Raw genomic sequence first — 22,839 nt, 5'->3', positions numbered from 1 at the left:
ACAGCGAGAGGGACAGACAGGGAGCGGATAAGAAAAAGGAGGGGACTATTCCCCTCCTTTCTGCACATAGTTCTTCACGAACTCTTCGGCATTTTTTTCGAGTACGTCGTCTATTTCATCGACCAGTTTGTCGATGTCCTCTTTCATTTTTTTCCCGGACTCGACGACCTTCGGATTCGGCTTGACCTCTTCCTTCTGATGAGACTCTTTCCTGGATTCCGGTCTCCTCTCCTGCTTCTCCATGGGAGCACCTCCAGTCAATCAGAACGTGTTCGAATGACCCATCTCCAGTCACCTTACTCTAGGGTCCTTGAACGCGTCAAGCCGAGGAACAGATCCGGTGGGCATCGCGGATAGAACGTCGACAGGCCTCGCGCCCGCCGCATCCCGACTGGCCCTTTCAACTATTTCACAATGAGCGAGACAATCAGCAGGGCCACAATATTGATGACCTTGATCATCGGATTGATCGCCGGCCCGGCCGTATCCTTGTACGGGTCGCCGACCGTGTCCCCGGTCACTGCCGCCTTATGCGTATCGGTCCCCTTCAAACCCTGCTCTTCGATGTATTTCTTGGCATTGTCCCACGCGCCGCCGCCGCTAGTCATGGAAATGGCGACAAACAGACCTGTCACAATGCTCCCCACCAGCACGCCGCCAAGCGCCTGCGGGCCAAGGATCACGCCCACCAGAATCGGGGCCACCACGGGAATCAACCCCGGAATCATCATCTTCTGAATCGCCGCCTGCGTCACGATATCCACGCAGGTGCCGTACTCCGGCTTTCCCGTGCCTTCCATAATACCCTTGATGGTTCGGAACTGACGCCGGACCTCTTCCACAACCAGCCCCGCGGCCTGGCCCACCGCTTTCATACACAACGCGCCAAAAATGAACGGCAACATCCCCCCGAGGAAAAGCCCGACCAGCACCAATGGATTGGACAGGTCGAAGGTGCTGGCTTGAGTGCCTTTGGCCACTTCGCGCGCGAATTCGGCAAACAACACCACCGCCGCCAGCCCGGCCGAACCGATCGCATACCCCTTCGTGACCGCTTTCGTCGTATTGCCGACCGCATCGAGGGGGTCTGTGATGTCGCGCACTTCTTTGCCCAGATGCGCCATTTCAGCGATCCCGCCGGCATTGTCCGTAATCGGACCGAACGCGTCGATCGCGACCACGATCCCCGCCATCGACAGCATCGACACTGCCGCCACAGCCACGCCGTACAGTCCCCCGGACGCCGCGCCGCCGCAGATCCAATAGCTGCCGAGAATCGCCGCACCGATGACGACCACCGGCGCAGCCGTCGACTGCATCCCCACTGCCAGACCGGCAATAATGTTCGTCGCATGGCCCGTTTCACTGGCCTTGGCAATATCCTTCACCGGTGCGTACTCTTTGGACGTGTAATAGTCGGTGATGAAGACCAGAGCCAGCGTGACAGCCAGCCCCATTAATGCCGCTAGGTAATAACTCATGCCGCTCACTCCGCCGACCCCCTCCATGATCTTCGAGGTGATCGGAAAGAACGCCACGGCCGCAATCCCGCCGGCCACGAACAACCCCTTGTACAGAGCCGGCATAATCTCTCCGCCCTGACTGACCTTCACGAACAGAATGCCGATGATGGTGGCGAAAATGGTCACCCCGCCTAACGCGAGCGGATACAAAATCGGTGCGCTGACACCCTTGAACATCGTGAAGGCGAGGACCATCGCGGCCACGGTCGTCACCGCGTAGGTTTCGAAAAGGTCCGCCGCCATGCCTGCGCAATCGCCGACGTTGTCGCCCACATTATCGGCGATAACGGCCGGATTACGAGGGTCATCCTCAGGAATACCCGCTTCCACTTTGCCGACCAGGTCCGCACCCACATCGGCCGCTTTGGTGTAGATGCCGCCGCCGACGCGCGCAAACACGGAAATCAGGCTGCCGCCGAAACCTAGGCTGAGTAAGGCATGAATCGCCTTTTCCTGCCCGGCCATCTGCGAGGCTAGTGTGTAGAAACTGGTAATCGCCAAGAGGCCGAGCCCGATCAGCAACAGCCCCGTCACCGCACCGCCGCGGAACGCGACGGTCAACGCCGCGTTCATGCCGTTGTGCGCCGCTTGCGCGGTCCTCACGTTCGCCCGGACCGCGATAATCATGCCCACATAACCGGCGAGCGCGGAGGCCCCGGCGCCGATCAAAAATCCGATGGCTGTCAGCATCCCGAACTTATCCGATACGGCGCCCGCCCCCCAGAGCACTACGAACAGCACCGCCGCCACCATGCCGACCGTCTTGTACTGGCGGTTCATGTAGGCGCCGGCGCCCTCCTGAATCGCTTTCGCTATTTCCTGCATCCTCGCATTACCCGCGTTGAGCTTGAATACCCACATGGCAAGATAGAGGCCATAGGTAATACCGGCAATCGCCGCAATCAAAGCAAAGGTCACAATCGCTGAGTCGCTCACAGTGTTCTCCTCCTGTTAACAGAATGGTGAAACTGAGAATCCAGCTATGGGATCTACGCGAATACCCCGTCGCGAACATGAACCAGTCACGCACAACGGTCGACGAATGTCACAGAATCTCCGTGGCCTGAACCCATCGCGAGCTGAGAACGCAGCAGGAAGAAATGCTGCATGCCCGACAACAGACACGGTGCGAACGAGCGGGAAAGTGGCGCCATTCTATAGCGAGGTCGGCATCTGATCAAGGCGAAAGATGGGTGGCGTGAAGGCTTGAAGCACGCCGATTCGGCCGAACCCTCGCTGCCCGTCGTTTGCGGAAGGAGAGGGACTTTGTTATAGTGCGCGCGGATTGAGGAGTACTCGATGGGACTGGCGCCGGAATACATCCTGATCGATCAGCAGAAGTTCAGCAAAACCAAGCTGGCGCTGGACAATCACGTGTATAAGAATTGCGAGATCGACGACTGCGATGTGTATTACAGCGGCGGACAGTACGAATTGATCGATACGCACATCACCAACTCTCGACTCATCCTCAACCACCCGGCCAAGGGCATCTACAGCGCCATTCAGATCTTCAAGATGAAGTCCCCCGGCTCCAGCATCGTCTCCGAATAATCCGCCTCTCTCGTAACGCTTCCTTCCTCTTACGTATGACCGTGGAGGACCTGGTCTCGAACAAGACACGCGTCACGAATAACGAGCGATGCTACCTGGCGACCGGAATATTTTCGCTGAACTTCGCGATGGGGATGGACTGAAACACAGGGTCCTGCGCACCTTTGGAGGATTCCGCCTCGATCCGCTGCAGAAACGTTGGCGGCCCGGTCACAGGCGCATAGCTGAGAACGGCCTCGACGTCGAAGGTCTTGGTGTCCTTCGGTGTCGTGAAGGTAAAGGTTTCAACGCGCTTCTCTTCCGGCTTGAGTACCGTTTCCTCAAGCACCTTCACAGCCTCAAAATCGAATACCGTCTTCTGGCCCTTGGCGTCGGCGTACGTCCGACCGTAGACCCGTTTATCATTGAACACGGTCTTGAGGTTCTTGCCCTTGATATCCAATTCCAAGACGACGCTCGCCCACCCGGGATGGGTCGTCGGCAGGTTGTGCGGGACCAGACTCTGCACGGCGACCGTCACGGTCGTTTTTTCCCCTTCGACTTTGGTCGAGACCTCCAGCTTAGCCGCCTCCTGCCTGAGCTGACCGATGCGACCGGGAAACGTATGATTCGCCACCTTCCGCTTGGCTTCTCCATTGGCGGATTCCCCCACCTGCTCAGGCATGTGGCAGGTCTGGCATTCCTTGCCCGACTTCACGGCTTTGCTCTGGTCCCAATTCCCCAACAAGTCGTTACCCTTGCCGAGGTCCGCCGCAGCAGGCACCACCTGGTGGCAATTGAGGCACAGATCGGACTTGTGGAAGAGCCCCAATTCCATCGATTGATGTGCCAGGTTCTGCGTAAAATCTTTGTACGGCCCATACATCGTCTTGCTGCCGATATCGTACTTTGGCTCAGGCGGCTGTTTCGTCCGATCGACCTGCTTGATGAGATGACATTGCACGCAGGCTACACCATCCAATGATGGCTCACCCGATTGGGCCTGAGTCACGAACAATTGAGCCTGGTCGGCAAACTCACGCACATGCGGGGCATGACAACGAAAGCACAGGGCTTTGTCTTTCCCGGCAGAGGAGGTCAGGTAGGCATCGAGAGCAGCCCGGAACGTCGGCGTATGTATCGAACGAGAGAGCGGCGAGGTCTCCCACTCTTCGAACACCCGCTCATGACATCGCTTACACTTACTCGAGCTGGGGAAAGCCTTTTCGATCGTCGCTTGGACTTTGGCGTCTTGAGCCAATCCCTGCTGTACGCCGTAGCTGGTGACGGCCACCGACAACAACACCAGGCCGATCAGGAACCCCTGCAGTAATCCTCGTCGATTCTTCACCGTCGGCGTATCCTCCGCACAGTACTCAATCCTCGCTGCATGTAGTGCACGGCCTGCTGCAGGGAAGCTTAGAGTGATTTGGCCCGATAGGTTAGCATACGGGGCTGAATGTATTCCTCAATGACCTTTTTTGCGGTCGCCCGCTCCTGCTCGTTCGCCAGGCTCGCCAGATACTTCGCCTTGAGCTCAGCGTCCGGCTCCGGGATCAATGCATAGCTGAGCACGACCTCAATCGTCGCCGGCGCGCCTCCATCCTTCAGGGCTTGCGAGAATGGGACACGGCGCGTGTTGCCGCCCTTGATGAACGGGTCCGGAATCGGGCCGCGTAGAATCTTGTCGTAGGGAAGACCGAATCGTTTCGTCTCTTCACCCAACACATTTCCTTGCGCATCCTTAACGGTAATCGCAAGGAGGAACTGCTTCAACACCGGATCGCCGTCGGGGAAACTATGGGGCAGACTGCCGACTTTCACCAGCACAGTGCCGTCTACTCCCGCTCCGGACTTCGCAGCCTCTATCTCGATACGCGGCATCCATTCCGCCTGCAGGTTGCGGTTCTTGAGCAACGTTCCGGGAATCACAACGCCTCGGAACCAATGGCGGCCGATCGCGCGGGTCATGGCGCCGCGTTTCGACGTGGAACTCCCCGTGGAGGGCTCCATATGGCAATCCTGACAAATCGTCCCTTGCAGAATCTCTCCAGGCAGATCCTTCTGCGTGACATCCTTCACCTTGTCGAAATGGCAGGACGTGCAGAAATTCGCGCCACGAAACAGCGGCAACTGCGTCGCCGGATGCACCAGATTCTCTTCCGGATCGGCATAAGGACCGTAGAGCATCTCGCCCGGCTGCACCTTATACGTCGGGGGAGGCAGCGGGGTTGTTTCGACGGCGTTGATGAGGTGACAGGCCGCGCAGCCGATCCCCTCGACCTGTGGCTTGCCGGACAGGATTTGAGCGCTGATCTTCTCGACATGCTGTGGAAAGACCGTCACGGCCGGCGCATGGCAGGACAAACAACGTTGCCGCTCCTGCATCGTCGGATTCGTCTGCATCCAGATCCCCAGCACCGTCCGGAACACCGGGGATTCGAACGAGGTACCATGCAACAAAGCCGCATCGACCCGCCCGAACGATTTCAGATCAGGAGTCTGCTCGCGCATCCCCTTCCATTCTTCGTAATGACGATCGTGGCACTGTTTGCAGTCTTCCGATCGAATGAAGATCTTTTCGATCTCGGCCATCCAATCAGCCGGCACCTGACCATCGGTCTTCTGCGCGATCGCCCGCTCGTGGAACGTGATATTGAGCAGGGCCATGAACAGCAGCAGCCCGCCCATCGCCAATTTTTGAATCGATCGTCCCTTGTCGTTCACGCTGCGCTCATGATCGGTTCGGATTTAGTCCCGCTTGCACCCGACAAAATGAAAATTCACGCCCCAGCCGACCGGATCGCCCGGATCTGCCGGCTCATAGGTCCCGACGGTAAAATTGCACTCTTTCATCGCCGCCTTGACGGCCTTCCCGAAATCGATCAGGTTGCGGACTTCCTTTTTGTCGATCTCCTTGATGACCGACCGAACCTTGATCCCCGCATAGTCCGCCCTGGAATTGCCGATCACTTCGAAGACGGCCACGCCTTCAGGCCGCTGTAACTTGAGCTCCTTCTGTACCTCTTCATCGACTTCACCGACCGCGATTCCGAACTCTTCCCCGAGTTGAACGGCTTCCTCCACCGTCATCTCGCCGTTCGCCTCAGTACCCGCATCGGCCTGGAAGACCCATCCCGTCGCGATGAACAAGGCCCCACACACACAAAGAGCCCTTCCGAGAGAAAGGGCTCTAGTGAAAATCGTTCGATTCTTCTTGGACATTCCCTCCAACGGGTTCGCCTCATCCGCACAGGTTGAAACCGAACCGGCATGTCATGCCGACAGTCACATCCTACCAGGAAGAATTACGTCTTTGTGACCGGATCGAGCGCGAGTTGAAACCAGGGGGCAATGGCCTTCTGTCCGTTGCGCTCTTTGTTCTCGCCGTTCCACACGGCAAACGACACGGCCTGAATACGACCTGGAATCAGCTTGGCTTCATTCTCCTGCTCTTCACTCGACAGCGGCCGACGCATCACCACGCGCCACGTGCCGTCTTTCCACGTCGCCTTTCCCTGCACGCGCCCCTGCTTCTCCTTGGTAGTCAGGGTGCTGAACCCGCCGCCGATCAAGTCTTCCACGGAGGACGCCCGCCGCGGAATGACCTCAAAGCGCCTGGGCTCACCGCTGGCCGCCTTGTCTTTCTCCGTGGTCCTGGAAGCACGCCGGTCGATGTCGCTCTGCCAATCGGCCTTCCAATGCCAAATATTGATGTAATGATCCAGCTGGCCCATACAGAAAAATGCCGGCGCATCGCCGAGCGGCAATCCCAGCGCTACACCGTCTCGGAAGGTGCCGGGAGTCAGGCGATCGTTTTTCGTATTATCCTGCCATTCCAATAAGAAGGCGATGTCGGTTCCGTTGTGCACGGCGCGGACCGCCAATGCATGGGCCGTCGGCTCCGGCCACACGGGCCGGGTGATCACCTGGCCACTCAACGGCAAGGTCATCGGCGCAATTTTCTGCCAGAGGGGATCTTCGGGCGCCGTCGGGATGTCACCCGAGAGGACCTGTGCACGGATGATCATGCCTTCTGAACTGACGATGGGGATACCGAGACCGCCCAGAATGAGGGCGAGAACGAACAGGCTGGAGAGAAATGTCAGTAACCGGGTGCGGGATGTGTGAACCGATCTCATTCGCCTCATGTCCCGACGCAATCCGCTCACTGCGAACACTCCCGCACCCCTTGCGCGCGGGACATTGAATCCGCTACTCAAGCACTACCACAGCTTGGCGCGACGAATCTTGTTTTCACCCCGCTCACAGATATACAGGTACCCCTGCGTGTCGAGCGTCAACCCCACCGGAGAATTGACCACCGCCTCGACGGCGAGCAGACCATCGCCATGCTTCAGTGCGCCTGCGGCATCTTTGGCGACAAACCGCGCCGCGCCACAGCCACCCATGTTCTTATCATCGTACCCACTGTCACCGTTGCCGGCCACCGTGCTGATGAAGCCTGTGTCCGCATCCACCTTCCGGACCCGATGGTTGCCGGTGTCGGAAATATAGGCGTGATTGTGTTGATCGAAGACAATGGCTTCAGGCGCGTGCAACATCGACTTCGCCGCCGGCTTCCCGTCTCCATCGTATCCGTACCGGCATACACCGGCGAGGGTGGAAATCAGCCCGGTTTTACGATCAATCTTGCGCACACGATTACTGCCTTTGTCGACGACATACACATCACCGGCATTGTCGACGGCGATGCCGACAATATCATACAGCCGCGCCTCCATGGCCGGATGGCCGTCATCGAGGTACATCGACAGACTGAGTCCATCCGAACAGACCGGCATCAGCCACCCGTTGTCATCACTGAAATCGATGCCGATCGCATCGCCGGACAACACCACGAGGTTGCGCGCCACCAACGGCTGCTCCCGGGCTTCGTCTTCCGCAGTCCAGCTTCCCGCGATGGTTTCCACCCGGCCGGTGCGCGAATCGTACCGACGAATCCGGTGCGCCTGCGTGTCGGCGATATACATCACATCGTCCGCGTCGAAGGCAATCGCCGCAGGCCAGGTCAAATTCACTTCCAACGCCGGGCCATCACCGTTAAACCCATGTTCACCGGTGCCCACGACTGTGGTGATAATTCCGGTTTCACGATCGATTTTACGAATCCGGTTACTGCCGGAATCGCAGACATAGAGATCATTGCGGGAATCACAGGCAACATCCAGCGGCAGATACAGTCCGGCTTCTCCACAAGGCCCTTCGTCGCCGCTGTAGCAGGTCTCGCCGATCCCGGCAAAATTATGGACGGTACCCTCCGCGAGATTAACGCGACGAACCCGGTCACTGCCTGATTCGGCGAAATACAGCCAGCGCTCGTCCCGATCCAAGGCGACATGGTGCGGCAGTGGAATGCCTGCCTTCACCGCACGCTTGCCGTCCCCCGTGCTTCGCGCCTTCCCGTTTCCAGCAAAGGTTTCAATGTATCCGACCGCTAACTGAACATCCGTTTCCATAACTGTCTCAATCCGTTCTGTGCTGGGCCCATTGTGCCGAAAGATGCTACGCGCGGGCGGCCGGGGGCGCTGCGGCAACCGGCTGCTCAACGACAGGCGCCGACATGGCTACCGGCGGCGGGGCCTGAATAGCCTGTGCCTGCACCGGTTCGGCCTGCTGGGCCTGCGCTTGCGCCTGGGCCTCGGCCTCGATTGCATCCGCCTCGTGAACGGATTTCTTGAAGCCCTTGATCGCTTTGCCGATCCCTTCGCCTAGCTGGGGCAACTTCCCTGCCCCGAAAATAATCAGCACAATAAACAGGATCAGGATCAACTCTGTAAAACCAAGACTGCCAAACATGGTGTGTCTCCTTTGCTCACATGTTCAGGATGCGGCTCCCTCTTTGGCTTTCTTCGCGAATCGTTCTTTCAAGCGCTGGCGAGCCTGTTCGGCCTGCTCGAACATCTTGCACTTGTCGTAGACGCTGATCAAGTTGTAGTAAGCGAGGGGCTCGTCCGGGCTGTGCTCCACCGCGCTCTCCATGACCTTGATCGCCAAATCTGTCTTCCGATGATTGAGGGCGATTTCCATCAGTTTGAAGCTCGCCTCAAGATGCTTCGGATCCAACTCCAAGACACGAAGATAACACTGGATCCCCATGTCGATCGTGTTGTAATCGGAGACTTGAGGATTATCGAGTTCCACGTACACACCGGCGAGATTGTACCACGCCATCGGATCGTCCGGCGTGATCTCGACGAGCCGCTCGTAGTAATTCTTCGACTCCATATACTTTCGCTTATCCGCTTGCACACGTCCCAGGTTAAACAGAGCAAGGACATCATACGCATGGACATCCAACGCGCGTTTGAATTCCGCCTCGGCCTCGTCGACCATGCCCTTGGTGGCGTAAATGGTTCCCAGATTCGAGTAGTACATGGCCAGCGACCGGTTCATCTCGGTCCTGAGTCCCTCCGCCATCTCGATCGACTTTTTCACTTCCGTAAGCGCATCGTCAAGCCGACCCTTGCTGAAATACAATTCCCCCAGCCGACACCGGGCTTGAAAATCGTCCGGCTCGGCGCTGAGCAACTTCTCAATTTCCGCAATTTCCTCATCGGGGTTCAACGGTTGATCACCAGGATCCACCGCCGCACTTGCCTGCTCTGCTCCGCTTGCCTGTGTCTGTTCATCCATAACAGCGTATCCTAATCTGGGTGACTCATAAGATTAAATTTGTCCACCAACGAGAGATTCCTGCGTACCGACGATGGGTGGCCTGGTTACCGCCGCCTGTTCCGTCACCGCACCTTTGGGACGATCAAGCGTCAACAGCATGACCCCGAGCACAACCATCAGGGTCAAGCTGGAAAACAGTAATGCATACCCGGCGATAAACATCAGCGCCAAGCCGTATCCCGCAAGACGGCCCATCGTCACGAGCCTGATCACCGTGTACGACCAGCAGAGCAGCCCTGCGACATAAAAGGCAAAGGGCAGATAAAAGGTATACCCCATGCCCATCTGAAAGATCCAGCTGATCCCCTCCCCGGCTTTCCGGATGGAATTGGCCAACACCGGGTTGTAGAGCCCCAGAAAATAATCCATAAATAGCAAGCCGAAGAACACCACCGCCGAGACGGCCCCGAACCAGATCGCGCGCCGACGCTGCTGTCGATTTCTGGTACGGAACGACACCCCGCGCCCATAGGCCCAGAACACCAGGATGCTGGCAAGCACCATCAACGCTTCGCCGAGACGATTGGCTTCATACACAAATGGCGGCGCCGCAATCACCCCCATCCACCCATAGGCGGTGGAGAAGATTTGATAGTAGAGCCACCCGGAAATGCCGAAGTAATAGACCGCACCCATCACTCGCTTCGACCAGTCCTGCTGCTGGGAGAGATACTCCAGCATCAGCGCGGTGAGTGCAATGAGAGTTACGACATTATAGGCAATAGAGCCCAGCATGGCAGGCGGCACAATCAGAAAGGACACCGTGAGGATCAGCAGGAGCGCCACACTGGGAATCGTGACGGCATTCAAACCCGTGATGCCCTTGGCCCGAGCCCTGTTCACCAGCAAAACCACCAGGGCAAGAAATACAAAAATCGCGACGACATTCAGCAAGGCAAAACCGACAGACGTCAGCAATTGGAAGATCGTTCCGACCCACTCATGCTGGGCCGCAATCTTGCTGATGTGCATACCGAGTCGGGATACCAGGCGATAGAGGACGAGTTCGAAAAATCCGACGAACAACACCAACTTAATGGTGTATTCGAACAACAGTCCCTGATCTTCGACCCGCCCGGTTGACCGTTCAGCGGCGGTGGCTACAGCAGACATCTCCAGCCCCCTGTGCAAAACGTTGATGATAATCCTCTACCTACAACCGGTCAATGGGCACGAGGCCTGCCCTGATGACCGCACGAATGCTAAGAGCCGGTCGGTTGTGGTACTTGCAACGCTTGCGACTTGGCCCGGGCGATATACAGGAGCCCGTCGGCCATGGAATAATTAAACGGCAATTCGCACACGACTTCGCTGATCTTTTCGTAGACCTGCTGATAGAGTTGCTCGGCCTGGGCCGGGGTCATGCCCTCCTGCACTTCGTAAAAGAAGCCCAGGCTCAGATCTTCGGTCGCCGGCCGCATAATCCGGCGGATGCCGTAACTGCCCGGATCGCTCATGATCGGCGCCTCTTTTTCCAGATCGAACAAGCACGGCTGACAGGAGAATCCGTAGGACTCGTGGAGCTTCTTATTCCCCACCACGAAGTTCATGGTATCCAGAGCTTCCTCTTCCTTCTCCGTGGGAAATCCGACGATCACATAGCAGTGCACGGCAATCCCAAGATCGACGCAGTCATCGACGATCCGGCGAACCCATTCCTGCTTGATGCCCTTCTTCATGAAGTCCATCACGCGTTGATTGAACGATTCCAGACCGAACACGATTTTTAAACAGCCGGCGTCCCGCATCTGTGTCAGTAATTCTCGGCTCAGATTCTTTTCGAACCGAAGTTCGCACGTCCACTTGACGTTGACCTGCCGCTCGATCATCTGCTGACACAAACGCTTGGTGGGAGAGAGGGCGAAACATTCGTCGGTGAAGAAAAAGGACTGCGCTCCATAGCGCTCTTTTAACCAGACCAAATCGTCCACCGTCTTCCCCGGATCACGCTGCCGGAAATTCTGGTGATCCAGGGTCAGGGCACAGAACGCGCAATCTTTGTAGTAGCAACCCCGTGAAAATTGTACCGGCAGGACGGGCTCGGGGGACAAATACAGATCCAGCGGAAAGCCGTCGTAGTTCGGCGCTGTGAGCTGATTGATATTCTCAGAGTAGAAGGGCTGATTGACCGTAATCTTGCCGTTCTGGCGATAAATCAGATTCGGAACCTTGCTGAAGTCCCGCTTGCCGTCCATCTGGTTCACAAGTTCCAGCAGGGCTGTTTCGCCTTCAAACACAACGAAATCATCGACGAGGTCAAACAACCATGGACATCGCCGCAAATTATCGACCAACCGGGTGAAGATACTTCCCCCCACCGTCACATGCAGTTCCGGCGCATGCTCCTTGATCAATCGGCAGAGCGTCAGCCCTGGAATAATTTGCGACGTCGCGGTAATCGAGACACCGACCAGATCCGGACGATCGGTCAGCAGCGACGGCAACACATGCTCCCGGAAGAGACTAATATAGGGATTCTGCCCTTCGTCACGAATGGCCTTGATCAGATCTTTTGAGGAGTAGATCGAATAGTCGCCGAATTGGTTATCAACCACGGTCATTCGCGTCGGAAAGTACAACGAGGAGAGGACCTCAAGCCATTTATCGATCAGAAAGAGACTATTACGGTACGCCTCAATATCGTAGAAGCCTTCGCCGCGTAGCGTCTCTTTTGCCAGTTCGATTCGCTCAAACAAATACGGAAACCGGTCGAGCGACTCGATGACGCGAGCAAGCTGCTCCGCGCTTCCAGGCCCTCTCTCACCGCTCCGCTCTCGCTCCAGACTTTGCTGTTTGTCCACCAACTGCTGGTAGAGCCCATGCGCAAAGGACTGCGTCAGAACCTTGTCCAACAGCTCGATGCCGAGGTCGCGTTGAGAGACGTTTTTGACTCCAGCCTGGGTGAGGAATCCGGTGAGTGATGGAAGGCTGAGATACGGTTGGGATGGGTGCCACGTAGGAGGAAACAGGAGTGAAACTTTCATAGGATTATCTTTATATTAAGCAGAAAAATCAGTATTTTCAGAAGAATTGGACCGTATCGGTATATACACTCCGCTCCAGTCCGAATGCAACCCTCCGCCCTGTGCACGTCAAGAAATTTCAGGCCTTCCAGAGGTTGAGGCTCTTGCTGTCAAAACGCACGAAGGCCCCGAATCACTTTGCCATTTCTGGCAACGACTCGGGGCCTTCCTGTTACGAATCACTACACGATTCCTACCCGGCACAGGGGTAGGATTGGCCGCTTCAGGCCACTAGGCTCACGGCATCTTCAGCGTGAACCAGGTGGAGAGTGCCTTCATACCGTTCCGTTCAATGTTGGAACCATCCCAGATTGCAAAGGCGATTGGCACCGAAGCGCCCGCCTTGAACTGAGTGTCGTTGGCATCGCTGGTCTCCAGCGAACGCTTCACGACCACGCGCCAGGTCGGGCCGGTGTATCCACCGCCCTTGAGGGACCCGGACGGCTCCCACACACCATTGCCGATCACATCCTGATGGGCCTGGGTGGTCAAGGTGCTGAATCCGTTGGCATTCAGATCCTCGACGGAGCTGACGCGCAGGGTCGGATCAGACATGATGTTACCGGACCAGATGCCGGAATTGAATGGGCCAAGGCTCCGGCCGATACGATCCGGATAGGTCACTCCACCAGCCGGCTCTTCGAAATAGTAGTCCCAGAAGATGCCGGGGTATTGATCATCCACGTCCCACATCCCAGCGCTGTCCTTGCCGAGATCCTTCTGCCACTCCGCGTTCCAACGCCAGATGTTGACCGTCCCACCGGACTGGCCCATGCACTGGAATGGCGGGGCGCCAGCGGTGTTGACCGGGAACATGACGGCGGCCTGGTCGCGGAAATCCTGCGGACCGATTGCCGTGTCGTTCTTGGTCTGGTCGCTCCAATCAAGGCGCAACCCCAAATCCTTCCCATTGCTGACCGCCTTCACAAACACCGATTTCACCGAGATATTCGGATGCATCGGAGTCGTGATGGTCTGGCCGCTCAATGGGATGATGACACCTGGCACTCCTTCCCAGATGGGGTTTGCACCATCCATCGGGATTACCCCCTTGATCGCCTTCACGGGAATGGTCACCGGTTGGCTGACCGCGAGAGGCACCTGCCCGATCGTCAACATAATGCCGACGATCAGCGCAGAGAACAGAATGCCAAACACCAAACGCTTATTGCGTGTCTGCACCAGTCTCATTGCGTATGCCCTCCTCTGAAAGATTAATAAGAAAAAGAACTGGGAACGTATAACGTCTGCCGAAAACCGAATACTGCACTGCCCGAAAACCGAGAACTCCTACGCAGTCCCGACTGGGCCTTCGCTCTTCTCGCCGGCCTTCTCTTTCGTCTGTTGGTCCATGAAGGACTCAGCGCCGACCTCACTCAGCAACATGCTGAGCTCATTCCCCTTGTCCTGCGCCCCGCACTCGTAGGTTTGACCTTCCGGAGCATTGAAGGTAGCTGGTCTATAGTCCGCCTCAGAGTACGGTTGCACGGTCACTCCGAGGAAGGCGACCTCAAAATCCATCCATTCCGATATACAGTCGGCAATCAGCTTGAATAGGCCCGTGTCCGACTTCTTCGCCAACATTCTGCAGAACAACGGCACCCATCGGCCGATATGATTCTTGATAAATTTCTTTTGCGCATCGACCACGATCTCAGTTTTGTCGATACCATCATGGCAACGGGAATAGGACTCTTTGTAAGTCAGAAAATGCATGAACTCCAGCTCGACACTCAGGTGATCGAGACGCTCGTGCACGTCCTTGGAAAGTTCAACTCCGAAAGCTTTGTAGAAACCAGCAATGTCCCCCATCACATGGGACTGCGCGAAGACGTGATCGTTCCCGAAGAGTGTTTCGTAGGGAGGACAATCCAGCGTGATCACATTGGTAAAGACCCGCCGATGCTCGGTCTGGAGATCGCCGATCTGCCAATTGACACACTCAGCCGACACCAGCTTCTCGATCTGGTCGAACTGTTTTTTCATCAGGGCGATTTTTTGGCTGGCCCGATCACCACCGATGCCATCGAGCGCGAGACGCAATCCGTCCAATGCGGCTCGTCCATCTTCGACGAATTCACCACACTGGAGATAATCCAGGAACTCCTCGTCCTCCGGATACAATAAACTCCACGAGAACAAGAGATATATTTTGCTGCGATTGAGCGCGCGTTCGACAGCGGGCGAATCTTTTATAGCGACCGCCTGCGGGGGAGCGATTGCGGTGGAGGACGGGGAGGTGGGCTGCACGACCTGTTTCGATGTCATACGTATCTTGCTCCTCACCTCAACATGTTGCGCATTTTTTTCGCACACTACGCAACATCTGAGTCCTGCGGCACAGGAGGCGTATGATAGGTAAAGGAGGGAGGGATGTCAAGCATGAACTCTCTCTCCTTTGCCCTTGCCGCAAGTGCCGATGTTTCACTACTCTGCCTGATCATTTCGCATTCCGGAACGAGTAAACACACACTTTATTCAGTAGCCCCGCGCACCGGCAGACAGGTTTCTTACCGGTGTCACCTTGATCGCAATACGATCATTGACCGTCTTGCAAATCTGCTCACACATACCACATCCGACGCACCGCTCTGGAGCCACCACCAGATGAAGCGCGTGAAAATCCATCGAGAGGGCCTCAACAGGGCATTTTGACACACAGGCATGACAACCCTGGCCCGCCGTACACACACGGTGCGACACCGTTGCCACACCCATCCGCACGTCAAAACAATCGGCAACCGGCAGGAGCGCCTCGGTCGCACAGGCAGCAATACAGGGAAAATCGTCGCACAATTCGCATGCGACCTGATTCGAAAAAATGACCGGCGTACCGTTCGCCACATCGCTCACGATCGCTCCCGGCGGGCATACTTCAATGCAATCGCTACAGCGTGTGCACCGTTCAAGAAACATGGCCTCATTGACAGCACCCGGCGGACGCAGCCAGTCTGTTCGCACCGGCGCGGCCGGTTGCTCGCGGGGCGCGTCCTTATGAGCGGCAAATTCCCGCGCCGCCTTCGCCACCGACACAACGGAGTCTTTCAGGAAATCACGACGCCCGTATTTAGGATCAGCGGCCACGATACACCCCGCTTACATCACACCGTCGGCCCGCAACTTGTACACTTCTACACAACGATCACAGGCCCCGTACTCGACATCCCAGCCCGGATGGTTCTCGCGGATGAAGTCCAAGATATATTTTTCCAGCTTGGTCTCCATATCTTCCACCCAGGTGTACGTCGGGAATCGGCAGAGCGGGCATGGAAACCCCGGCATGAGCATCACCTTATTGGTGGTCTCCGGAATTTCTCCGCCCTCGACATCCACCGCGCGATCCAGGATGCGCAGGGTGTCGGTGGCCATTTCCACCAATTCGGAATGGGTGAAATAGCTCGTCTGCCACAACCCCTCAAATACGGATTTCAACTGCGCCGGCGGAATCTTTCGATACCACGACCGGAACTCCTTGAATCGATCTTCCTTCTGGAGCATCGGCTCCTTCCCGGAGGCGATCAAGCGGCTATCGACGCTGATATTCCAAAGAATACGATAGCGGTGCAGGATGAGCGTTTCTTCGCCGGGATTCTGTCCGACCCGCGTATCGGGATCGTACCCGAACGCCGGGTCGAGCATGTCATGGATGTGCAGGAGTTCGTGACGACAGTACCGCGTCAACGCCGGATCGTAGAACCGCCGCGGAATCAGCTTGATACCGACTCCCTTCAGTCCCTTCTCCTCAAATTGCTTCGCCAGGTCGTGCTCGACGGAGCCCCATTTGCGCAGGACGTCGACCCCTTCCTGATCCTCCTTGAGCACCCCCTTGACCAGGACGATTCCGACGCGCTGCTTCAGCTCAGGAAATTCATTGAACGCGTCGCGGATGATATCGGAGAACCCCCAGATACCGAATAAGTACTGATACAGCTTCTTGAACTCGGCTTCGCGATCGTCCAGCGTGAACTTTTCATAGATCGGGTCGGCCAGTTCATGAAACTCTTTGTAGTAGGTCGGATCCCCTTCCCGCTCCGTCTTTTCAATAAAGGAGTCGATGACTTCCTGCAGTAAGGCCGGCTGAAAACGGATCTCCATCGACGGCTTGGAAACTTCTACTCCGGTTGCCATAAGACCTCACATGTTCTGATTCGGTGAAGGGATGAAACCCGCACGGGTACTGTGCTTGACTTGCTCCCAGTCGTTCTCTTACGATCATCGAAACGACCGCCGATTATACAAACCCCTTAGCGATTTTTGCAAACCGTTGAGGGTCCGGCCGGGGCTCGATGGCCCCCGCTCAGAACAGCGACGAGGCACAGACTTCTATGAGCAATCAAACGACCGCCCCCCTGACCACGCCCTCAACCGGACAGCTGACCAGCCCGAGCGGAACCGCACAGGCCGCCCCTCCGGTCGACCATTTAGCATATTGGAAAGCAGGGTTTCGGGAACTCAAAACCTTTCGCGGACACTCACACGGCGTCTGGTCCGTCGCCTACGCTCCCGATGGCCAGACGATTGTCAGCGGCGGGGTTGATCGGTACGTCCGCATCTGGGACATTGAAACCGGACGACTCCTGCGTTCACTCAGAGGGCACACGGCCGATATCCGCGCCCTGGTGTTCACGCCGGACGGTCGCACGCTGGCCTCGGGCAGCGAAGATCGGACCATCCGTCTGTGGAACCCGAAAACCGGCGAGCCGACCAAGCTCTTATTTACCCGCTACGATCACAATGTCTGCAGCCTGTCGTTGTCTCCTGACGGCCTCATGCTGGCCCGCGGAAGCCACAATAAAGACATCAAGATCTGGGAAGTCACGACCGGCACCGACCTCATGACCCTGCTCGGAAAGGACCAATACGATCACCACTGGTCGGTCTGTGTGGCATTTTCTCCGGATGGCGTGCACCTTGCCAGCGGGTCCGACATCGGCAAAATCAGAATCTGGGAAGTGCTGCCGAGCGGAGAGGAGAAAATTCTCCACAACGGCCATTGGGAAGAAACAGCCGAAGACTCGACGGAGACCCGCGGCTTCTTCATCGAAGACGACGGCGGATTCCAGAAACCGATGGAGTTTTGGATCGGCGCGATGGTCTTTACGCCGGATGCCAAAATGCTGATCACCGGCAGCCGTGACAACACGATCCGTTTCTTCGAGATGCCGACGATGAACGAACTGCGCGTCGTGCGGGGACATAACGGATGGGTTCGGTCGTTAGTGGTGTCGCCCGACGGCAAAGTGCTCATCAGTGCAGGCGACGATAACACCATCCGCTTCTGGGACATCGCCACGGGCCGAAATTTCAGAACCGACAAGACCCATGGCGGAGCAGTACGCGGCATTGCCCTCTCGCCGGACGGACTCCGCCTGGCGAGCGCTTCCTGGGATCGTACGGTGAAGCTCTGGGAAGGTGGCGTGGAGCCAGCCGAATAACCTACTCCTCTTTCTCCTCCGCCTCACCCTTGGCGGAGGAGAGACCGTACCGCTTACATTTGTCCCACAGCGCCTTTCGGGATAACCCCAGGATGGTGGCAGCGTTCGTCCGACTACCGTCCACCTGCTTCAGCACAGCGGCAATATAGTCCCGCTCGAAGGCTTCCCGGGCCGTCGCGAGCGTGGCAGGGGCTGCGGACTTCGGCTGCTCGACCTTCGCCGTCAGTCCTTCCGCACAAAAGCCGCACCCTGGTTGAGGTGACCCGCCGAGATAGGGACAAGTCTGGAAGCCGCACAGGTCCCACGGCTGTAACGATTCCCCTTCCCGCCCCAAGACAGCGGCGCGCTCCACCATCTGTTTCAATTCACCGACATTGCCGGGAAACGAATAGTGCAGAAGCAGATCGCGACTCAGTTGCGAAAACCCGTCGAGCGACTTCCCGAGGGTGGCCGACCTCGCCTCCAGCATATGCTCGGCGATCACCAGCACATCTTCACGCCGCTCGCGCAATGGCGGTACCACGATCTGTACGGCCGTGAGTTGCTCGGAAAGATCTTTGTGGAACCGTCCCTGGTGAGCCATCTCCTTCAGATCATCCGTGGACGCACACACGATCCGGACGTCCACCTCGATGGGTTCACGCCCGCCGACCCGCTCGAATCGCCGATTTTGAAGCAAGCGCCACACCCTGGCCTGCACATTCGGAGAAACCGCATCGATATCGTCGATCAGCAGGGTTCCCTTGTGCGCCAATTCGAATCGCCCTCGTCGTTGGCGCAGCGCCCCGGAAAATGCGCCCTTTTCATGACCGAACAACTCCGCCTCCAGGAGCGCCTCGGGAAGGTCCGCGCAACAGACCTTGATCAGGGGCTGATCGCGCCGGAGACTATTCAAGTGAATGGCATGGGCCACCAACTCCTTGCCCGTTCCTCGCTCCCCGACAATCGACACCGGCGAATCGGTTGCGGCCACCAACTTGATCTTCTCCAGCAGAGCCCGCATTTGATGATTGCACCCGAGGATCCCGCCGAAGCTGAACCGGTCTTCCAACACCTCTTTCAACTCAATGTTTTCCCGTCGCAATCCAAGAATTTTCCCGACCCGCTCGACGATCAGCAGCAGCTCGTCCATTTGAAACGGCTTGGTGATGTAGTCGTATGCACCCAGCTTGATCGCACCGACCGCCGTGTCCACCGACCCATGGGCGGTAATCAGGATGACTTCCGTCGTCGGACTCCGCTCCTTGCAGGCCTTCAAAATCGTCAGGCCGTCGGCGCCTGGAAGGCGCAGGTCGGTAATCACGATATCGAACTGACGCGTGCCCAGGATCGTCAGCCCCTCCGTTCCGGTGGCGGCTGCCATGACTTCACAGCCGATGCCTTCCAAAGCATCCAGCATGGACAACCGCATCAACGGCTCATCATCAACGATCAGTACTTTGAGGCCCTTCACGAAAACCTCCCGATGGCGTGCCGTTCCGTCGCAAGCGGAATAGAGACAGTAAAGGTGGTTCCTTTCCCGACTTCGCTCTCCACAAAAATCCTCCCGCCATGCCGTTCCACAATGCCCAGGCTGACGGACAAGCCGAGCCCGGTGCCCTCCCCTTCATTTTTCGTGGTGAAGAACGGATCGAAAATCCGCGGCAACACGGAGGACGAAATGCCACAACCCGAATCCTGAATTCGTACCAGACAGTGGGCCTCATCCATCGACGTGCGAATGGTCAGGACTCCACCGGTCCGCATCGCTTGAATGGCATTCAACACGAGATTCATCAACACCTGCTCCATCATATGCCGATCGATCATCAACTCTGGGATGTCGGGGGAAAGCGCCGTCTCCAGCTGTACACGATGGGGGACAAACAGATGGTCCGTCAGAAGCAATACCCGATTGACGACTTGGTTAATATCAGCCAGCGCAAGTTCCGGGTTGTGTTGCTGCGAGAAATCGAGCAGTTGCCGGACGATCCGCTGCACCCGGCGTAATCCGTCTTCCATCGACGCCAGGTACTCCTCCTGCCGCGACGGCGACAGGGTCCCCTTCCGCATGTTATAGAGACAATTGAGAATGCCCCCCAGCGGGTTGTTGATCTCGTGCGCAACACCTGCCGCCAGTTTTCCTACCGACGCCAGCTTCTCGGAGTTTCTGATTTGCTGCTCCAGCTTCTTCGTATCCGTCATATCGCGGGCGATGCCCAGCACGCCCAGAATCTCCCCCTCCACGCCATGGAGCGGCGAGACGCTGACCATCACGGAGCGCGGCTCGCCGGCCTTCGTCAACACTTCAACCTCATAGACCTGTTTTACACCGATATCCAGCGTCGATTTCAATCGGCGCCCACGATGCCGTTTCGACAGTAACCCCAGATACGGCCGCCCCAACAAATCCTCCTTGGCATAACCCCACGCCCGCACCTTGCTGTTCACATACGTGAAACACTGCTCGCTATCGAGCGTGTAAATGACGTCATTGGCATTCTCCAGGAGGTTCTCCAGGTATTGCTTGGTCTCTTCAATCTCGCGGGTTCGCTCGCTGACCTTCGCTTCCAGCTCCTGCTGGTAGGTATGCATCTGCCGCTCAAGACGTTTCCGGTCGGTGATGTCGCGAAGCTGGACCATCACCCAGGTATGATCGCTGCCGCGCACCAGAATCAAATCCATCTCCACCGGCGTTTCCCTGCCGGTGGCATCGCGCACGGTGATTTCCTGGGTCGGCACCTGGCGCTCGCCCGCGCGGATCTTTTCCAACAACACCCGCATCTCGTCATGGTGAACCGGTTCGACCACGTTGAGAATACTGCTTCCGACGACCTGTTGCTCCGAGTAGCCCAGCGCCTGCTCTTCCCGTTTGTTGACGGCCACAATCACGCCGTCCTCCCCCACCATAAACACCGAATCCGCCACCAGGTCGAACAACGCCTTATACCGTTCTTGCGAGGCCACCAGTTGCCGTGTGCGCTCGTTGACCGCCTGTTCCAGTCTGGTCGTGTACTGATGGATTTGCGCCTCCAACAGCCGCCGCTCCGTGACATCGCGGACAAACGCGCGCGAGTGAACCAAACCGCCGCCGCTTTCGAATAAGGCCGTCGCATGAATTTCCACGTCGATCGGGTGGCCGTCCCCGGCCACAAACACGGTCTCTATCGTACTGCGCCCCTGCGAAACCAACCGCTCCAGATAGGCCAACACCTCCGTCTCACGGCCTTTGGGAACGAGATCCCAAAGGCGCATCTGAAGCATCTCCTCCAAGGAATAACCGAGCTTGTCCAGGCCGGTCTTATTCACGTGCACAAACTGGCCGGCTTTGTTCAACTGATAGATCATCTCCGGGGAATGTTCGATGAGATCGCGATACCGCGCCTCCAGCCGGCGGACATCTTCCATCCGCTGCTCGATCTGTTCGAAGGAGGTACGCAGATTCGCCGCCATTTTATTGAAGGCGTCCGCTAGTTGCTCGATTTCATCGCCGGTCTTGAGATCCAACTGCTGATCCAACCGCCCGCTTCCGATCCGCTGCACTCCTTCATGCAACAGTCCGATCGGACGGGCGATGCGTCGCGCGACGGTCAGGCCCGTGAGCAACAGCACGCCGAACACCCCCAGCCCGTACACCGTCACTTGCACGACGAGCCGCGAGAGCGGCGCATAGGACTCGGCCGGGTCCTGCCGTACGAATGTCACCCAGCGCTTGCCACCCAGGCTGTCCGGCGTCAGTTCAGTCCCCAGCCGGACCGGCGCAAACCCCACGATCGAATTCTGTCCCCCGTGCGAATCATTGGCCAGCGTGGTCCATCCCGCGAGGCTCGCGCTGATAGCGCTCACCAGCTCAGGCTTCACCGCATGTTCTTCCGGTGCCAGCACCGGACAAATCAACGGAACCCCGTCAGAATTGAACAACATGGCATGCCCCGTCTGCCCCACCGTGGCTTCCGACACGGAATGAAACAGGGTGTCCCGCCGCAAAAGCACGGTGACCGCACCGATCGTCACATGCTGTTCATCGTCGATGATCGGCGCCGACACATTGACCACGTGGGTGCCAAAGGCCGGGTCGAAGAAGATATCGCTGACAAACACCCTCCCCGTTCCGCGCCTCATGACCGCCTGCCACCAGGCCGCCTTGCCATGGTAATACTCGACCTGCGGGATCGAACTCACCACCAGAGCGCCGCGATTGTCCGTGACAAAGATCCCCACATAATCGGCTTTGCGGATATCGTGCCAACGAATCAAGTAGTTGGTCACGATCCTGTTGATGAACAGCGGAAACTCGCTCTGCTTGTCCCGTTGACGCCACCGCTGTTGCCAGGCTTTGATCATGGACTGAACGGTTTTTTCGTCCTTGTCAAGGTAGGTGCGATTGGATTCAGTCACCGAGGTGCGCAGGAAAGGTGTGGCGGCAAGTTGTTGCGCCTCGTTGACGCCTCGCGTGACCTGCATCTCAATTCGCCGGGCAGCCTCGACCGCCACCTCTTTAAAGTTGGCCCCGATCGTTTCCCGAAGCGCCCGGCGTTCTTCGATGTAGGTGAGGACGAGTGAGAGGCACAACGGCAGGAGGCCGACCATCACGATCGCCGTGATGATCTTTCGCTGGAGACTGTGAGAGCGGCTCCAGAACAACAT

The 22,839-nt window shown here is 57.4% G+C and carries 19 protein-coding genes; 2 read left to right on the top strand and 17 right to left on the bottom strand.

Translation table 11 applies throughout. The features are described 5' to 3' along the window. Positions 1-45: 45 nt before the first annotated feature. Positions 46-243, bottom strand: a complete 198-nt coding sequence (locus H8K11_16740) for a ubiquitin-like protein Pup (GenBank protein ID MCS6265400.1) — start codon at positions 241-243, stop codon at positions 46-48. A gap of 161 nt (positions 244-404) precedes the next feature. Then, complete coding sequence (locus H8K11_16735; protein ID MCS6265399.1) at positions 405-2,459, bottom strand: sodium-translocating pyrophosphatase; 2,055 nt, start codon at positions 2,457-2,459, stop codon at positions 405-407. Positions 2,460-2,822: 363 nt separating this feature from the next. On the opposite strand from H8K11_16735, the gene H8K11_16730 reads away from it, so the two are divergent. Beyond that, on the top strand, positions 2,823-3,077 hold the full coding sequence (locus H8K11_16730; protein MCS6265398.1) for a hypothetical protein: 255 nt from the start codon (positions 2,823-2,825) through the stop codon (positions 3,075-3,077). Between the two features lie 91 nt (positions 3,078-3,168). On the opposite strand, the gene H8K11_16725 is transcribed toward H8K11_16730, so the two are convergent. From H8K11_16725 to H8K11_16665, 13 genes are all read right to left on the bottom strand, one after another. Next, positions 3,169-4,407, bottom strand: coding sequence for a hypothetical protein (locus H8K11_16725; GenBank protein ID MCS6265397.1), 1,239 nt, complete (start codon positions 4,405-4,407; stop codon positions 3,169-3,171). 68 nt (positions 4,408-4,475) lie between these two features. Further along, a complete protein-coding gene (locus H8K11_16720) occupies positions 4,476-5,783 on the bottom strand; it encodes a hypothetical protein (GenBank protein ID MCS6265396.1) in 1,308 nt (435 codons plus the stop codon). A gap of 24 nt (positions 5,784-5,807) precedes the next feature. Further along, entirely contained in the window at positions 5,808-6,221 is a 414-nt protein-coding gene (locus tag H8K11_16715) for a PDZ domain-containing protein (GenBank protein MCS6265395.1), read from the bottom strand. Between the two features lie 143 nt (positions 6,222-6,364). Next, positions 6,365-7,198 carry a hypothetical protein gene (locus tag H8K11_16710; protein MCS6265394.1) on the bottom strand — a complete coding sequence of 278 codons (834 nt, stop codon included), beginning with the start codon at positions 7,196-7,198 and terminating at the stop codon, positions 6,365-6,367. 84 nt (positions 7,199-7,282) lie between these two features. Beyond that, complete coding sequence (locus tag H8K11_16705) at positions 7,283-8,536, bottom strand: hypothetical protein (GenBank protein MCS6265393.1); 1,254 nt, start codon at positions 8,534-8,536, stop codon at positions 7,283-7,285. Positions 8,537-8,582: 46 nt separating this feature from the next. Further along, complete coding sequence (gene tatA / locus H8K11_16700) at positions 8,583-8,876, bottom strand: twin-arginine translocase TatA/TatE family subunit (protein ID MCS6265392.1); 294 nt, start codon at positions 8,874-8,876, stop codon at positions 8,583-8,585. Positions 8,877-8,900: 24 nt separating this feature from the next. Further along, the gene (locus H8K11_16695; protein MCS6265391.1) at positions 8,901-9,713 is read right to left on the bottom strand and encodes a tetratricopeptide repeat protein; all 813 of its coding nucleotides are present in this window, start codon (positions 9,711-9,713) and stop codon (positions 8,901-8,903) included. A gap of 33 nt (positions 9,714-9,746) precedes the next feature. Then, the gene (locus tag H8K11_16690) at positions 9,747-10,868 is read right to left on the bottom strand and encodes a hypothetical protein (protein MCS6265390.1); all 1,122 of its coding nucleotides are present in this window, start codon (positions 10,866-10,868) and stop codon (positions 9,747-9,749) included. 89 nt (positions 10,869-10,957) lie between these two features. Further along, entirely contained in the window at positions 10,958-12,739 is a 1,782-nt protein-coding gene (locus H8K11_16685; protein MCS6265389.1) for a radical SAM protein, read from the bottom strand. A gap of 276 nt (positions 12,740-13,015) precedes the next feature. Continuing rightward, on the bottom strand, positions 13,016-13,969 hold the full coding sequence (locus tag H8K11_16680; protein MCS6265388.1) for a nitrite oxidoreductase, gamma subunit: 954 nt from the start codon (positions 13,967-13,969) through the stop codon (positions 13,016-13,018). Positions 13,970-14,068: 99 nt separating this feature from the next. Continuing rightward, positions 14,069-15,046 (bottom strand): molecular chaperone TorD family protein, encoded by a 978-nt coding sequence (locus H8K11_16675; GenBank protein MCS6265387.1) that lies wholly within the window; start codon positions 15,044-15,046, stop codon positions 14,069-14,071. A gap of 210 nt (positions 15,047-15,256) precedes the next feature. Beyond that, positions 15,257-15,862: a 4Fe-4S dicluster domain-containing protein gene (locus H8K11_16670; GenBank protein ID MCS6265386.1), complete on the bottom strand. Its 606-nt coding sequence runs from the start codon at positions 15,860-15,862 to the stop codon at positions 15,257-15,259. Between the two features lie 12 nt (positions 15,863-15,874). Then, on the bottom strand, positions 15,875-16,906 hold the full coding sequence (locus H8K11_16665) for a hypothetical protein (GenBank protein MCS6265385.1): 1,032 nt from the start codon (positions 16,904-16,906) through the stop codon (positions 15,875-15,877). A 197-nt stretch (positions 16,907-17,103) separates the two neighbouring features. Between H8K11_16665 and H8K11_16660 the strand changes: the two genes are divergently transcribed. After that, positions 17,104-18,213 (top strand): WD40 repeat domain-containing protein, encoded by a 1,110-nt coding sequence (locus H8K11_16660; protein ID MCS6265384.1) that lies wholly within the window; start codon positions 17,104-17,106, stop codon positions 18,211-18,213. A 1-nt stretch (position 18,214) separates the two neighbouring features. Here H8K11_16660 and H8K11_16655 read toward each other — a convergent pair whose 3' ends face one another. Both H8K11_16655 and H8K11_16650 read right to left on the bottom strand, forming a co-directional pair. Further along, positions 18,215-19,666 carry a sigma-54-dependent Fis family transcriptional regulator gene (locus tag H8K11_16655; GenBank protein MCS6265383.1) on the bottom strand — a complete coding sequence of 484 codons (1,452 nt, stop codon included), beginning with the start codon at positions 19,664-19,666 and terminating at the stop codon, positions 18,215-18,217. After that, on the bottom strand, positions 19,663-22,839 hold the full coding sequence (locus H8K11_16650) for a PAS domain S-box protein (protein ID MCS6265382.1): 3,177 nt from the start codon (positions 22,837-22,839) through the stop codon (positions 19,663-19,665). Before H8K11_16650 ends, H8K11_16655 begins: the two co-directional genes overlap by 4 nt.

The organism is Nitrospira sp. (genome assembly GCA_024998565.1).
Classification (GTDB): domain Bacteria; phylum Nitrospirota; class Nitrospiria; order Nitrospirales; family Nitrospiraceae; genus Nitrospira_A.
This window is presented reverse-complemented; position numbering and strand designations above follow the sequence as displayed.